The 14670-nt window shown below is 41.4% G+C and carries 20 protein-coding genes and 2 pseudogenes; 11 read left to right on the top strand and 11 right to left on the bottom strand.

Features of this window, described 5'->3' with window-relative positions:
• Positions 1 to 221 precede the first annotated feature (221 nt).
• Positions 222 to 599, bottom strand: coding sequence for a helix-turn-helix domain-containing protein (locus C8R11_RS14085; RefSeq protein ID WP_107796253.1), 378 nt, complete (start codon positions 597 to 599; stop codon positions 222 to 224).
• A gap of 109 nt (positions 600 to 708) precedes the next feature.
• Here C8R11_RS14085 and C8R11_RS14080 point away from each other — a divergent pair, with 109 nt between their 5' ends.
• A complete protein-coding gene (locus tag C8R11_RS14080; protein ID WP_219908615.1) occupies positions 709 to 1620 on the top strand; it encodes a ParB/RepB/Spo0J family partition protein in 912 nt (303 codons plus the stop codon).
• Positions 1621 to 1632: 12 nt separating this feature from the next.
• On the top strand, positions 1633 to 1986 hold the full coding sequence (locus C8R11_RS14075) for a KfrB domain-containing protein (RefSeq protein ID WP_107796252.1): 354 nt from the start codon (positions 1633 to 1635) through the stop codon (positions 1984 to 1986).
• Positions 1987 to 2400: 414 nt separating this feature from the next.
• On the opposite strand, the gene C8R11_RS14070 is transcribed toward C8R11_RS14075, so the two are convergent.
• Positions 2401 to 3165, bottom strand: coding sequence for a hypothetical protein (locus tag C8R11_RS14070; protein ID WP_181258271.1), 765 nt, complete (start codon positions 3163 to 3165; stop codon positions 2401 to 2403).
• Positions 3166 to 3831: 666 nt separating this feature from the next.
• Between C8R11_RS14070 and C8R11_RS14065 the strand changes: the two genes are divergently transcribed.
• Both C8R11_RS14065 and C8R11_RS14060 read left to right on the top strand, forming a co-directional pair.
• Positions 3832 to 4092, top strand: a complete 261-nt coding sequence (locus tag C8R11_RS14065) for a hypothetical protein (protein ID WP_090703058.1) — start codon at positions 3832 to 3834, stop codon at positions 4090 to 4092.
• The gene (locus C8R11_RS14060) at positions 4089 to 4718 is read left to right on the top strand and encodes a P-loop NTPase family protein (protein ID WP_107796250.1); all 630 of its coding nucleotides are present in this window, start codon (positions 4089 to 4091) and stop codon (positions 4716 to 4718) included. The genes C8R11_RS14065 and C8R11_RS14060 overlap by 4 nt, the downstream gene beginning before the upstream one ends.
• Before the next feature lie 295 nt (positions 4719 to 5013).
• On the opposite strand, the gene C8R11_RS14055 is transcribed toward C8R11_RS14060, so the two are convergent.
• Together C8R11_RS14055 and C8R11_RS14050 are read right to left on the bottom strand one after the other, a co-directional pair.
• Entirely contained in the window at positions 5014 to 5541 is a 528-nt protein-coding gene (locus C8R11_RS14055) for a GNAT family protein (protein WP_107796249.1), read from the bottom strand.
• On the bottom strand, positions 5538 to 5816 hold the full coding sequence (locus C8R11_RS14050) for a type II toxin-antitoxin system TacA family antitoxin (protein WP_107796248.1): 279 nt from the start codon (positions 5814 to 5816) through the stop codon (positions 5538 to 5540). Before C8R11_RS14050 ends, C8R11_RS14055 begins: the two co-directional genes overlap by 4 nt.
• A gap of 228 nt (positions 5817 to 6044) precedes the next feature.
• Between C8R11_RS14050 and C8R11_RS14045 the strand changes: the two genes are divergently transcribed.
• The gene (locus C8R11_RS14045; RefSeq protein WP_107796247.1) at positions 6045 to 6629 is read left to right on the top strand and encodes a recombinase family protein; all 585 of its coding nucleotides are present in this window, start codon (positions 6045 to 6047) and stop codon (positions 6627 to 6629) included.
• Positions 6630 to 6682: 53 nt separating this feature from the next.
• On the opposite strand, the gene C8R11_RS14040 is transcribed toward C8R11_RS14045, so the two are convergent.
• From C8R11_RS14040 to C8R11_RS14010, 7 genes are all read right to left on the bottom strand, one after another.
• Complete coding sequence (locus C8R11_RS14040; RefSeq protein WP_107796246.1) at positions 6683 to 7093, bottom strand: type II toxin-antitoxin system VapC family toxin; 411 nt, start codon at positions 7091 to 7093, stop codon at positions 6683 to 6685.
• A complete protein-coding gene (locus C8R11_RS14035; RefSeq protein ID WP_107796245.1) occupies positions 7093 to 7317 on the bottom strand; it encodes an AbrB/MazE/SpoVT family DNA-binding domain-containing protein in 225 nt (74 codons plus the stop codon). Before C8R11_RS14035 ends, C8R11_RS14040 begins: the two co-directional genes overlap by 1 nt.
• 207 nt (positions 7318 to 7524) lie before the next feature.
• Positions 7525 to 7899 carry a type II toxin-antitoxin system VapC family toxin gene (locus tag C8R11_RS14030; protein ID WP_107796244.1) on the bottom strand — a complete coding sequence of 125 codons (375 nt, stop codon included), beginning with the start codon at positions 7897 to 7899 and terminating at the stop codon, positions 7525 to 7527.
• Positions 7900 to 7902: 3 nt separating this feature from the next.
• Positions 7903 to 8157, bottom strand: coding sequence for a ribbon-helix-helix domain-containing protein (locus C8R11_RS14025; RefSeq protein WP_181258270.1), 255 nt, complete (start codon positions 8155 to 8157; stop codon positions 7903 to 7905).
• Between the two features lie 267 nt (positions 8158 to 8424).
• Positions 8425 to 8763 carry a hypothetical protein gene (locus tag C8R11_RS14020; RefSeq protein WP_244907703.1) on the bottom strand — a complete coding sequence of 113 codons (339 nt, stop codon included), beginning with the start codon at positions 8761 to 8763 and terminating at the stop codon, positions 8425 to 8427.
• Positions 8764 to 8924: 161 nt separating this feature from the next.
• Positions 8925 to 9239, bottom strand: a complete 315-nt coding sequence (locus C8R11_RS14015; RefSeq protein WP_107796242.1) for a hypothetical protein — start codon at positions 9237 to 9239, stop codon at positions 8925 to 8927.
• Positions 9240 to 9407: 168 nt separating this feature from the next.
• A complete protein-coding gene (locus C8R11_RS14010; protein ID WP_107796241.1) occupies positions 9408 to 9761 on the bottom strand; it encodes a hypothetical protein in 354 nt (117 codons plus the stop codon).
• 417 nt (positions 9762 to 10178) lie between these two features.
• Between C8R11_RS14010 and yjjJ the strand changes: the two genes are divergently transcribed.
• The 6 genes and pseudogenes from yjjJ to C8R11_RS16280 all read left to right on the top strand — a co-directional run bounded on the left by yjjJ (position 10179) and on the right by C8R11_RS16280 (position 14614).
• Entirely contained in the window at positions 10179 to 11513 is a 1335-nt protein-coding gene (gene yjjJ / locus C8R11_RS14005; protein WP_107796240.1) for a type II toxin-antitoxin system HipA family toxin YjjJ, read from the top strand.
• A gap of 495 nt (positions 11514 to 12008) precedes the next feature.
• Positions 12009 to 12563 (top strand): hypothetical protein, encoded by a 555-nt coding sequence (locus C8R11_RS14000; RefSeq protein WP_107796239.1) that lies wholly within the window; start codon positions 12009 to 12011, stop codon positions 12561 to 12563.
• Between the two features lie 86 nt (positions 12564 to 12649).
• Positions 12650 to 13213: a helix-turn-helix transcriptional regulator gene (locus C8R11_RS13995; protein WP_107796238.1), complete on the top strand. Its 564-nt coding sequence runs from the start codon at positions 12650 to 12652 to the stop codon at positions 13211 to 13213.
• Positions 13214 to 13464: 251 nt separating this feature from the next.
• Positions 13465 to 13661, top strand: a pseudogene (locus tag C8R11_RS13990) (ATP-binding protein); the annotation flags it as partial.
• An 8-nt stretch (positions 13662 to 13669) separates the two neighbouring features.
• Positions 13670 to 14086: pseudogene (locus C8R11_RS13985) on the top strand (LexA family protein); the annotation flags it as partial.
• Between the two features lie 387 nt (positions 14087 to 14473).
• Complete coding sequence (locus C8R11_RS16280) at positions 14474 to 14614, top strand: hypothetical protein (RefSeq protein WP_181258269.1); 141 nt, start codon at positions 14474 to 14476, stop codon at positions 14612 to 14614.
• The last annotated feature ends 56 nt before the right edge of the window (positions 14615 to 14670 follow it).

The raw sequence follows: 14670 nt of genomic DNA, 5'->3' as shown, positions 1-14670 counted from the left end.
GCGTTGACCATGACTTCAACCGTTTCAGGGTCCTGCAACGCAGACACGATATCGCGGGCATCGCGTTCAAGCTTTCTTTTGGCGCGGTCCCTGACGGTCGACGCGGCCGTGAGCGGGGCTGTGAGTGGAGCAACTGCAATATCTTGCATGGGCTTGTTTACACCAGTCGGTTAAGATGGGTGTAACAATATAACCATTTTATAGTTAATGCAAGAACTATTTTATTGTTTCTTTAATTTTTGTATTAATTTCTTGTTGGCTGCGTCCCACTGCCTTACCTGAAAATCCTGAAAGTCATTGAGAATTGCATACGTTCTTTTATAGCCTGCCGGCAGATCAGAGAATTTCTGTTTATTGCCGGGCAACAACGCTTCCAGCTCACCGTCTGTTACGTCATTTATTTCCAGCAGGACCTGGATCGGCGTTTCCAGTGCATCTGCAATCGCCTCCATTGTTTTTAGCGAAGGATTGCCTCTGCCCTGAGTAAGGTCTTGCATGAACGCAATAGATATGCCTGACTTCTCGGAAAGCTGTTTTTTAGTCATCCCCTTCTCTTCAAGGATGCGCAAAATATTTGTCAGCAGGATTTGATTGTACAAAATAGGATTGGTCTAAATTATTGATGTTTACCTGATAAATGGCAGATAATTAAAATATCATAGATAAGTATCACCCAAATGGCAATTGGGAATTTATAGGGCTATCACTTTGACTGAAAAACATAAACATGAAACCAGCAAATCCGCCAAGGCACATACCTTAAGTGAAATGGATCTGGATTCGATTATTGAAGACCCGAATCAACCCAGAAAGGTGTTTGATACTGCGTCCCTGGAAGAACTGGCCAACACCATTAAAACACGGGGCGTTAAAACGCCCATATCGGTGCGTCCCAACCCGGACAAATCCGGGACCTACATCATTAATCATGGCGCAAGACGTTACCGGGCGTCCAGAATAGCGGGCAAAAAGACCATCCCCGCTTTTATAGATCATGATTATACGGAAATTGACCAGGTCATTGAAAACATCCAGCGCGATAACCTGTCTTCCAGAGAGGTGGCCGACTTTATCGGCCAGCAACTCTCCGCCGGCAAGAAGAATCATGAAATTGCCGTGATGATCGGCAAGTCCAAAGCGTATGTTTCTCAACACACAACGCTGCTTGATCTGCCGCCGGTCATCTCTGATCTGGTCAATAACGGCCGTATCAACGATCTGGGCGGCATTAACGAACTGGTTAAAATATACAGACAGTTTCCAGATGAAGTTACCCGGTGGGTTTCTGATGAAAACACGGAATTGACGCGTGCCGCGATCTTACTCATGCGTGACTGCCTGACCGATATGCAGCACCAGCGTTTAAGCAGTAACCCTGTTGAGAATGCAATGTTTCTGCCTAAAACCCGACCAGGCAACAAAAGCAAAAGCAAAAACAAAAAAGAAACCGAACAGAAAATTGAATTGAAAGCACTGGTCGTCAATATTGCAGAGAAGGTTGGTACTGATGATAAATCAGACGCCATATTTGATCATTTAAATCCTGGCGAACAAAAACAATTACAAAGACTGCTGCAAAAGGTGCTTAATGTCGCTCTATTTCAGGAATCGATCAAGTAGAGAGCACAATAAATGTTGAAACAAAGACTGCTGGTAATGAACGGCCAGAAATTGCTGCAGCATGAAGTCAATGGCGAATGGAAAATCGATAAAATCAGTAAAGCCGGTGATATCAGGGCCGGTATTTATAATATCTATCTGGCCAAAGAAGCGGTCAAAGAAGAAGCAATCAAATACGAAGGTGAGATTGTTCACGCAGATAACGATTTTGTGTATCAGAAAACCGGCAGGGATTTCATTAAACATGAAAGAGGATTGTTTTCTGAACTACCCGTCTTTGGAAAAAACATGATGATCCGGTATAACGATAAGCAGGCGTCAATACAACAACTGGCTGCAAGAAAAACCAGAAAACTGACGCGCTGAATACATCGCCCCGTATGTTACACAGTTAAATACTAACCCTCCCCTGTCACAACTGGAATCAATAATCTTTACCGCAAGACAAATTGATTTATTTTTACAGCAAATGTGAACAGAAAACCGGGCTATGTACAGTATCTCAAACCAAACCAGACGTTCGTTTCATGGTATTTTAGCTCCTTTTAGTTGCACCACCGCCTTATCAAAACTGTAAAAAGCTGACAAAGAAGTCCCTCTGCTTTCTGCGACAAAGTGTGAATTATTAGAAATGAGTAAATCAACGAAATCAAGCTCTTTGCCGCACACCGGTTCGACTTCCTCGAAATCACACAACGAAGACCAAACCACCTGGGCACTTTCAAAGATAAAACCTCATCGGTTTGAGGACTCGGACACATTCCAACAGCTTACTAACTACTAGAGATCAGGCATCTCGCCTTTAGCTTCACGAGCCTTGCGAGCTTGCTCTGCAAGTCCGTCCACCCATTCATTTGCTGCCAATTCACCGTTAGCTATGCCCGCAACGTCAACCATGATTGCTCGAGCTTCCGTAACAGGACTATTATCACCACTTGGCATTGAGTATGTAAGATAACTAGCACAATCTGAGAGTGACTTTACCTTTGAATTATGAAAAATACCATCTCTACTTCCAACATTTGCGCTGTATATTTTTTTCAGAATACTGGGGTGCGTCGGTTGGTAAGCCCCAATGGCACCAACTAAGCACTGTATTTTCCCTGCTGGAAAATCCCAATGAACTGTACTTATGTCTTCTGATGTAGGCTGTCCGTATTTTTTCTTCAGCGCACTCAGGTATTGGCCGCGCGTAGGGGGTTGAGCCTTATTTTCCAAAGTCCGGGTAACAGCCACTACACGTCCCCCTTGAGGACCAGGAGAAAAGAAAATGGACAAGTAGTCATTATTTTCCTTTCTTTTTATTGCATCAATATAATAAACAAAATCATCTGTTTTAAAGTGCTCAACGCCATCACTATAGTTGTAGTATTGTCGATGCTCTTTAATATTTGATTCCACATCGTAATCCTTTAGCACCTTGTGAACTTCTTCTACGGTCATGCCAAGTTTAAGCCCAATAACATCAAAATCTTGGGCATGCACATAATTTCCACAGATACAAAGCATAATGGTCAAAAGTATTTTAACTTTGAATGACTTCATATTGACATTTCCTTTATATAGTTTCATCGTTCAGAAACAAAGATTTTCATTTCTGTAGCTTGAATTACTTCGATATTTTAGTTTTAACAATTTGTGTAATATACTCGATTTGCTAACTATCATTCAAAAATATGAGCGTATAAAGCTGTAAATCAGCATTGAATTTTTTCCATTGTCAGCGTCTATTGTGAAAATAACTGGTACAACTTTAATGTTGATGGACACTACGGAAAGCTGCACTTGCGGCAAGTGTTTTTACTCATTTAAACAATAACTCCCAACTAAGAAAGAACATATCATATGAACATCATACCATCTTATCATATCTTCACACCATCATATCAATACATCGTCACACTGCCATATTGCCATGCAATAAAAACATATTAATAACATAACGTATTTCCTCATATTATATTACGATATAATCATACCATATGAGGATATGATTATATGAGGTCACCCAAGCTTATTGATTTAAACACAAAGACTCCCACAGCCAGATCGATTGATGACCAGTTCAATAACGAAGCGTACTATCTCATATTGTATTACGATATGATCATATCGTATAATAGTATAATCATAATACTAATATCACCGTAATTGTATTCATGCGCATAATACATATTACGATATGATCATACTATATGAGGATAAGATTATATGAAGGCACCCAAGCTTATTGATTTAAACACAAAGACTCCTACAGCCAAACCGATTGATGATCAATTCAAAAAGGCCGTTATACAACAAACAGAAGTAGAAAATGAAACAGTGCGCCGTACTTTCAGTATAGAAAAGTTTTATTCATCATATATCGATAAGATCGCTACTGATCTGACTCAAAAACAAGGAAAACCTGTAAACGCATCACAAGCGCTTAGAATAATAATTAAGCGTGATATGGAAAGGGCAGGGCAATGAAAGGTGTTGCAATTACAGCTAGTAAAGGTGGGGTTGGTAAAACGTCACTGGCTCATGCACTAGCTCTTGGCGCGGCGTGGCATCAAGTTCCGTCCTATTTCATGCATACAGACAATCGTCCACCTATTAAAGTTAATGGACGACCATACGCTTATTATGACGCAAGAGAACCAAAAATACTGACAACATTGATCGAAGCAGCTATGAATAATGATGGTTTATGCATCATTGACAGCGGCGGCAATCGTCCAGAATTTGATCAATGGATCGCCAAAAGTGTGGATTTGGTCATTATACCGATTACGCCTGACCCTGAAGCCGTGACCGAAGGATTAGAGCATATGAAACGGTTGGAAGAAGCGGGCGCTCAAAATATTCGCCTTTTTATCAATATGTATCCATCTGGACACACAGAACGAGAATATGTCTATCGTGAATTCTTATCTAAACTACCACAAGCTAAGATCATGGGAAAAATAGGTGAGGTTAGAGCTATCAGGACACTTAGAATGGCAGATAATCCGAAATGGCAAACTCCTACAACACGATTAAATAACATGACAAGAGATTTGTACCGCCAAGTTATCGGCGTACTCGAAAATAAAGACATTCATTTAGATGAATAATCCAGGAATGATGCTCAAATTAAAACATAAAAAATTCTATTACTCGTTCCATCTTTTCTCAAATAAATATAATAAATCTGGTTTAAACCTTATGCTCAGTAACAATTAGAGTTGAAGCATAAAAATAAGATGATATGAAGATATGATCATATCTTCATATCTTAAGCATTATTTTAGCTGTAGATTGTTACTTGCAAGTTGTCTGAATTCCTTCTCATTGTGTGAAAGCTAAGTATTTCAATACTTACTTGCTTTTGGAATTATGCCGGCAAAGCAAAACCCTTAATCTGTCCCATCACACTTTTCCAGCAGCAGTCAGTACCGCATGGATAGTCTTGAAAGGCAATAGCAATGATAAAGGTGCATCCAGTAGTGGAACAGCGCCATAGCCAGCATACCACTGAGCAACCTTCTTATTCTTAGCATCAATCAGGAACGCTACGCCGCCAGCCTGCGTTGCAACCAAAAGGCAACGTCGTCCTGCCGCAAGTAACAGCTGTCCTCCTAGTCCTTGTTTTTGCACTGACACGTCCACCGCTAGACGTCCAAGCCTGAATACTGGCACTTCATACCTGGCCAAACCACGTTTAATCACTTCCGGCGCTCGCTCGTAAGCAATGGAAGCTGGGCTAAGACAGTAGTATCCAAGTACTTTTTTATTGTCGTTATCAGGAACAGTAACATAAGATTTTGCTCCTCCCTTCTCATGACTCTGCCTTGCATGACAATGTAAAAACTGATTCAACGCTTCATCACCGCAGTTGAAAGCGATACGGTCATGATGCTTGCCGATAGGTTCTTCGTGCCAGGCCGGCAGCGTCATTCTTGTTTTGGCAAGGAGAATGCAGCAGCCATCAATTTTTCATTGGGTGCCGGGGGATTATCCAGAAGATCCAGAACGTGCAAACTGTCTCTCTCGGTCAGTTCCAGTCTTTCATTCTCATTGATGATCTTACGAGCCACCGATACAGCATTGCTGATAACAAACTCGGTTAAGTTAGTATGCTGTAGAGCAGCTGCCCGTATCAACAGCGATTTCTCTTCTGAAGCAATACGTAATGACATACGATCATTGTTTTCTACTGGGATTCGAGGCATGGTCAAAATCCAATAATTGTACACATTAAAATAGTACATAAAAATTTACGTATAAGCAACATGTACGTTTTGAAAATGTACAGCACCTATTCCAAAAACGATCGTTTTTGGAACAACTCAAACAGATTGATAAATTCGAAAGAAAACGCGTAATAATCTGTTCCAATACTTTGTTCCTAATCATATGTTCTGTTAATATCTCTAAATATCGTTTTAGGAACACAAAATATGCTGATTGGATATGCGCGGGTTTCAACGCTGGATCAAAATCCAGAATTGCAAATAGATGCTTTGAATGAAGCCGGGTGCAAAAAGATATTCACGGAAAAAGTCTCCGGGGCGAGTAAAGACCGTAAACAATTGCAACAAGCGCTCGATTTCATGCGTAAAGGAGATACACTTGTCATCTGGAAACTGTCGCGCCTGGCGCGATCACTCACTCAGATTATCAATACAGTGAAGGATCTGGAAGAGCGCCAAATTGGTTTGAAGGTTCTGACTCAGAATATTGATACCGCCACGCCTGAAGGCAGACTGTTCTTCCACATGAATGCAGCTTTTGACCAGTTTCAACGCGAAATCATCGTTGAAAACACGCGGGCAGGGTTGAAATCGGCCCGCAAAAATGGCCGGATTGGTGGTAGACCAACACTCATGACAGATGAAAAAATCCGCACCGCTCAAGCTATGCTCAAAGACACGGAGAATTATCTGTTCGTTTCCGATATTATCAAAGCACTCGGCATCGGAAGAACCACTTTCTACCGCCATTTTACGCCAGAGAAAATTGAGCAACTCAGACCACAGCAATAAAAAGGGCCCTGTTGCAAATAATAGTAAGAAACATGAAATAGAAACCACATTTATTATGGTTTTTCTGGCGTAATAACGTGTAATGTCGGGAAATAAGTATTAAAGCGACCATTGTCTCGAGTCAGAATAGACCATCCCCGTACTGCAGCATGTGCGCCAATATAAAAATCTGGTAGTGGTGCGTTTTTAACGCCACCTGACTTCCGGTATTTCAGAAAACATTTGCCCGCCAGAAAGGCGGCTTCATAAGGTAGATTTTCTCGAAGAATATAATCACCAGGCAAAGCCAGTTCCAATTCCTCAATACGTTTAAAACCAATCGAGATTTCAGAATAAACGATAGGATTAATATAAAGCAGCTCACGCTCAGCATAATAGGTGAGTGTCTTTGATGACCAGTCAAACCATTGCGGATCCCTGGTAAAGACATCCAGAATGACGTTACTGTCAATTAGAACCGGCATTACTCACTGCGCGTCAATTTCATAATCTCATCGGTACTCATTGAAACCGTGCTTTTCCCGGCCATTATTTCAATCATTCTTTGGCCACGGGTAACCTGCTTTGCTTTCTTGATGCGCAACTCATCACCGACACACTCGAACTCGATATGCGTATGCGGCAACAGGCCCAATGCTTCTCTATATTTCTTGGGAATAGTGACTTGACCTTTTGATGTAATGAGCATTATTGAATGCTTCCTCTTTAAGTAAGATTAATATCGGTATTACCATTACTTTAAAGCAAATCTGTTCAAAACTCAAACTGCCAATTCACAGCTAAACCAGATTTGCCTTTGCGGGTTGATTGATACCCTGGCGTGGCCGGAAACTTACAAGCCCGTTATAGGTGCACAATACGAAATCTTACGCAAGCCAGGTTATTCTGTTTACTCTTAATAGGGACAGTAGACACTTTCCATCATCGGGAAATGTTTCACATTGCAGGTAGCAAGGATAAGATTTTTACATTCAGCAGAAGAAGCAAGCAATGCATAGACAATACCGACACCATGACTTTTACCATACTGGCGACGATACAAACCGCCTTTAGTAGCCGCTTCATCAGTCAAAGGGATCACAGGGAAGTGTTGCACCAAATTATCGAGCAGGGTACGTTCTTTGCCATCCCGAACACCTGCATATAACTCGGCAACAGTGAGGGCTGAAAGGAAAGGGGGGTTCTCTAGTTCTTCCAGAAACTGCGCGGCTTTTTCATTGCCACGAAAAAAATCAATTAAGATGCAGGTATCTATCAGGTAGTGCGCCATTTTTTAACGGTCGAATTCCTCACGAATCGTTTGCATACGCTGCTTGGCGGTTTTGTCATCTGCCCATATACCTTTCATGTCATGCAGGGCCTGTTTCCACTGGCCCTGCAGGGCATTCTTTTCTGACAGCAACAAATCAACCGCTTCACGAATAAGCTCGCTTTGGCGTGTTCCGGAAGTCAGGGCAAGAGATTTGAGAGCTTGCTCTTGTTCCTTGGATAGATAAACTTGTGTACGCACCATAGTATCTTGTTTCATATACATTACTGTATATGTTTAAAACATATAATGCAAATCTATTTAATGTACAAAAGACAAGTTTATGAAACTTTGGTTTGGAAGCGTAACCGTCCAATCTTACCGTTTATAAAAAGACTTTCTATAGGCATCTGTTGCCCATTGACTGACGCGAGCTGACATTTAAGAACTTAAATCACGTTCGAATCTACAGATGCTAAAAGCTACTGAGCGAAACAACGTAACTATTAGCAGTCCGAGTACATGTGCCTTGTTAAGCTTCAATCTTTACTGACAATAGACCTGATTACCGTATCGAGAACACGACGATCCATCTGAACCATAGGTTGTATTACCGTATGTCGAATATGAATTGCCATTATTGTCGTATGTGGTATTACCGTATGTACTGTACGAACTACCATCAGAGCCATAAGTGGTATTGCCATATGTGCTGTATGAACTCCCGTCATTACCATACAAAGTATTACCATGCTGACTATAAGAACTACCATCAGAGCCATAAATGGTATTGCCGTATATGCCATACGACTCAGCACTGGCTGTATTTGCTGCTAGAACTCCGACTACTGACAAAACAGCTACCAACATCATTTTGGTTTTCATAGATACTCTCTCCATCATTTAGCCACTAATTTGATAAGAACAACAGGCTCTAGGCAGATTTCAGCAGCCTAACAGAGATAACACGAGCCTCAGCGACAGTAAAAATGGTTTTCCTTGTCGCTCCGCCTTTTGCTATCCGCTGAAGCTATTCGTTAAGTTAGTCAACCGATGCTTCTTCCAAAAAGTTTGGCTATAAAAGCGGCTAGACTCCGCTCATTACGACCTGCTGTGTTGACGAAATAGTAATTACGCAACGAGAAAAACAGACCGACAAGTCCACACGCAATCCCTATCCATTGAAGCCAGTGCACCCGTCTTGCGAGTACAGCTTCAAGTATTGGATAGAACGTACTATTTTGCCTCTCATTTAAGAGAGACTCAATACTTGCAGGCAATGCAAAATAAAACAGTCCAAATGAGATCGTACCTAACAACAATGCTCTCTGCCAGCTTACTTTGGAGCCGATGTACGCCATATCACTGACCACTGCTGAAGCAGAACTCCTACGATAACGTCGTTTGTAACCCATTTCTGATTCGTAATCCTGTCATCCTGTCAAAGTAATTAACGCTAGAATTGTGAAACACTCGTCAGCACACCCAGTTCCGAAGGGGGGTGCTCGAATGACTTGTTAGACTTATACTTACCTCGGATACTGGACACAATTATTTTCCGTAATGCTTATATGACCGTTGTCCAATAGTTCGGATAATATTTTTTCCTTGTCACTCTCAGACACACCCCCCTGAAATTGGAACATTGCTCCGATTGAGTTAAGTAACGTTCTTCTTTTCGCTGGTCTTAATTTATTCAGTCTATCAACGACGTATTGAATAAGATCAGGATCAGATGAACAAGAAGTGGCCTCATCTGCGCGCTTTTCCGGGTTTTCTTCTTCTTCCTCTTTTCGAGCTAATTGAATCAACAACTGAGCCAATCGGAGCTTATCTCGATAATTAAGTTTCTCTGCTTGTTCGGATATTTTCTCGTATCCCATAAAGTACTCGCTCCTTTACAATGCACCTGGTCGCTGACAAACCTAACATTCTCAATATCTTCCCCGTATTCGTATAAACGGCAAAATAATTACTATCTTTATAAGATTTACTAACTGTAATCAACCTAAATGAAACGATATACAGATCTGAAGATCATGACAGTACCGGCTGCCTCATATTCTTTGGCTAGATTACCGGAGATTTACTGAAAGAAATTGACTGGCCACTTTCAGCGAAAAGCGACCCGATGCAGTCATGCGATGCCTAATGATCGACAGCGACCTCTCGCCTAAAACTGCCATATATCCACCTAGCTTTGGCTGCAGACAACTTTGATCTTCGATAATTTTCCGAATGAATTTCAAATTAGTTTATAATATCTATTCACTAATGTATTCATATATTAATTCATACGCATGTTACAGCACGCTGAGAAAATCCGTATACAACTATCACGTGGACCGCTATCTGCCCGCCAACTATCTGTAAATATTGGTGTAAGTCAGCCGACTATTTCTCGCGCGGTGAGCAAACTTGGCAGTGAAGTCGTACGTATAGGAGCTGCACGATCAATTCAATACACCCTACGCGATAACTTGCGCGGATTATCAGACATCCCGATTTACCGGGTCAATGCAGAGGGCCTACTCCGACAACTGGGAACTCTGGTCCCAGTCCGTCCAGAAGGGTTCGTCATGCGCCAGGAAGACGGTGTGACCCTGCACAGCAACGGCCTACCATGGTGGTTGTTTGACATGCGCCCCCAAGGATATCTTGGCAGGGCGTACGCCGCTCGTCATGGTGCTGAACTCGGGCTTCCGGTGCGACTTAAAGACTGGACCGATACTCACGCTTTACGAGCACTGCTTGTGCATGGGCATGATGTGGTAGGAAATCTACTTTTAGGCGAAATTACAAAAGACCGATTTCTCGCTGCTCCCGTCCCCGATCCAATCACAGAGAGACAGAAGGGCGAGGAATATGCTCGATTGGCAGCCGCCTACGGTGAAATACCTGGATCGTCAGCCGGGGGCGAGCAGCCAAAATTCACCGCCTATGCCATGACGCCAGATGGACCTCGGTACGTTATCGTGAAATTCAGCGAGCTGACGGAAGAGTCCGTGAGCGAGCGTTGGCGAGATCTTCTGCTGGCCGAACACCTCGCGCTAGAAACGCTGCGCGAAGCTGATATCCCTTCCGCCAAAACACGGATAGTCGATCATGGCGGTCAACGCTTCCTCGAAGTGGAACGTTTTGATCGCATCGGCAACCTGGGCCGCTATGCGCTGCACTCCTTGGCTGCATTGGATGCCGAATTCGTCGGAATAGAAGGTGACTGGCCCGTCATTGCCAGACATTTGGCGGATGGCAACCATATCCGTCCGGAAGCAGTGGGCTTCGCAGATCTCCTGTGGGCATTTGGCACTCTGATCGGCAACACGGATATGCACTGCGGCAACCTATCATTCGTCTCTGAACATGGTCGGCCTTATTACATTGCACCAGCCTATGACATGACGCCAATGGCTTTCGCGCCTAATACTGGTGGCAGACTGCTTGAAACCATACCCGAAGCGACCTTTCGCGTTAATGTACCCAACGAAACCTGGCGACACGCACAAGATTTGGCACGCGCGTTCCTCACTCGGGTCATGGCGGCAATAGGGTTTAGCCGTCGATTTGAACCGTGCATCGCCGCACTAAAGTATCACATCGAGACGACCAGCGCTAAGATCGAACGACTGGGGTGAATCTGTAGCAGGGAACCATTCCCGCCGTCTCCACCATCTTCCGGTCTAACACAGACCAACCTATACCACCCAAGACCATTGAAAAACAGGGTCTTAGTACCGGTTCTTCCAAACACCACTTTGTCTCGACTGGTCTCAATTGTGGCACAAATTTGACACAAGTCGTCCAAGCGGATGAACTGACTGCCCACTTTGGCACTTCAAATTGCAGGCGATTACGGCGGCATGTTTTTTCTGTTCTCACTTCTATCGCCGGTGACCATTAAGCCAGAACAAAGCCTCTAATTATTTATTCTATATATTACGAAACTAACAAACAAAATATTTAAAAAATTTGTTGACAATATGAATTTGACTATAGTAGTGTTAACGTCGTTAACGTTAACGACGTTAACACTTGATATATTTTCGATCACATGAAAATCTTTGCAAGCTTAGGATTTTGAATAACAGTCAAAATCCTTACATCAATGTCGTTTTCAGGAGGGAATTCAAATGGACAGGCTCTGTAGTAAATGTCAGAAACCTATACCCACCCATAGAAATGGTAGGGCACATTTTGATATTGGAATCACATTACCGCAAGAAATATATGCTCAACATCTCCTTATTGTTCTTGGTCGGGATTGTAATGAGATAAATAATAAATTTTCAGAAATAGAATTTTTCTGTCGGAATGCCGGACGCAGTCAAACAACTGATTTAGCTGGTAAAATATTCTCAGATTTTATTGATGAATTAGAATCTGAAATAACAATCGAAATAATTCTAGCTCAAAAGATTTATGACAAGCTTAAAGTTAATGACCAACTCGGCGTCGTTCAAAAAAGATTTAAAGCCGAACATGAGGGTTACTGGGAAGATTTTATAAATAATCTAAAAGAAATTTATTTAAACAACTTATTTAACAGCGATATAAAAAGAGCAAATTTTGCTTTAATAATTGAAATATATACATCTGATAGTGGGGCAATTTCCAGCAAGTTAATTGATAAGGTGGTCGGATCAGCTGCACTTCTCTATATTCTCAAAAAACTTATTGGTTATTAAATGTCACTTTCTAAGTGAACATATATCAATAAAGATGACTGTTCACTTCAGACTGATATGAGACATTGCCGTAAAAAGGAGTGCATATGAATATGAGTATTCTCTTTAAACAAGAAATTTCCAGAAAAAATTTAATTGATATGTATTTTAAATTTCTAATTAAAAACAGAAAGCGTAGGAAAATTCTTTCTAAACTATATTTTTTTCGGATTATTAGAAGAACGAATTTTATTCAAAATAAGATGATTATATTTAAAGCAAAAGGGCAAGAAATTATGAGTCTATTATTTAGAAGAAACCTACAGATTTTATTACTCGACACATTAAATGACTTAAATAGAGCCGCTTATGCATCTGAGATACAATCTTCAGTATCTACCGCTGATGGGGCGAAAAAACCATCTTTAGGCGCTATTGTAATGACATTAAGCAGGTTAGATGATAAGGGATTAATAAGTATCCTTAACCCAAAGGACAAAAATCCTAAAACAAAAAATGAGCAGAGAAGGAAATATACGATTACTCTTGCCGGTAAGAGAGAAGCTGAAAAGTATCATCAACTTTCTCAATCATTACCCAAAAATCGGAGCTCTTTAATGCCGGAAACTAACAACACTCCTGTACCTGGGTCTCCTATATCCAATGGATAAAGAGTTAGTATTTTAGGCTTGACGGTTATCATAAATATTATGATAACCGTCAGAAATAAATAATTAAAATCATTTTCTTGTAAAGAAACGAGTCTGAATCAATAAAAACCTAAACAATCTCGAAAAATATCAATAGATTCTGTTCTAGATAAAATCTATATTAATTAGTTACTTAAGAAGTATATAATGATACAGATTAAACACAGGATAAAATTAAATGACTGATTTATCAGAAATAGACTACGGCTCGATTCCCGGAATCCGGCGGGACTTTGCTGTTTCATCTCATTAGCCAATTGTATGAGAAAACCTATCTGATTATTACCACGAATCTCAATTTTGCTGAGTGGGTGCAAGTTTTTGGCGATGAAAAAATGACCACCGCCTTACTCGATCGCATCACTGCGACATCCTCGAGACCGGTAACGATTCCCATCGATTCAAGCACCGTAACATCCTACGATTAGCGATCAGCCAACACGATTGCCACTTTTTTCTACCTAAGTGGCCGCAGGTTTACCAAGCCCAGCAGACGATCATGTCGAGAAACGTCTTGATATCAGTGAATTTCTAATTGACCACGCCGATTCAACCTTCTTCGTTACTATTAAGGGAGAATCGATGATTGATCTGGGTTTGTTACCGGATGACAAAGTTGTGGTAGATCGATCCAAAAAGCCAGTCATCGGTGACATTGTGCTTGCAGTGGTGGATCGAGAATTCACCATCAAGATCCTTGATTACGGTGCAAACAAGATGCCAAGGCTTATGCCGGCTAATTCATCAGGTGCTTTCAGACCCATTTACATTCGTCCAGATACACAGTTTGAGATTTTTGGCGTAGTAACAGGATCATTCAGACGTTTCAAATAAGCGCGTTGTTGCCATATTATGTATTCTTGATTTGAAAATAACCGGTTATTACCGGCTTTGTGACTATTAAAATAAATATTTCTTCATTCTACTATCGTAGTTTGAGTGCTTGGCTGTCACTGACAGACCACTTTTCAAGGTTGACCAGCCGTTCATTGGAAACTGGTGACTGACTGTTGATGGCCCAGACTAATGGAATGGTCGCCTCTAACTAAAACGGCATTTAATTTAAAATTATAGAAATATAGGACTCATTCATTAGATTCGTTTATGAATATAACACGGTTTGTTATGATGAAAGCTTGTACCCCGTTGACACAAGTTGTACAGAATAGTCTGATTGCCTAAGAGACTGTTTTAGTTCATCGTTACTACTAAAAAAGAAGAATGACGCAAAACACAGCACTGAAAAAACGGCGCGGGATATTCGAAGCGCAACACGCCGAAATTACTCAACCGAAGAAAAAATTGGCTGGATATATTACCCGTGAAGTCACTTCGGACGAAGCACCTACGACCAAAGTGTAAATTACATTTTGATCCTCGGCGTCTTCGTCGTTTAACTAGGTGTTAGCTTTACATGG

Origin of the sequence: Nitrosomonas aestuarii (genome assembly GCF_003046585.1) — a bacterium.
Lineage (GTDB): Bacteria > Pseudomonadota > Gammaproteobacteria > Burkholderiales > Nitrosomonadaceae > Nitrosomonas > Nitrosomonas aestuarii.
The sequence above is the reverse complement of the archived record's forward strand: the minus strand, read 5'-3'. Positions and strand labels throughout refer to the sequence as shown.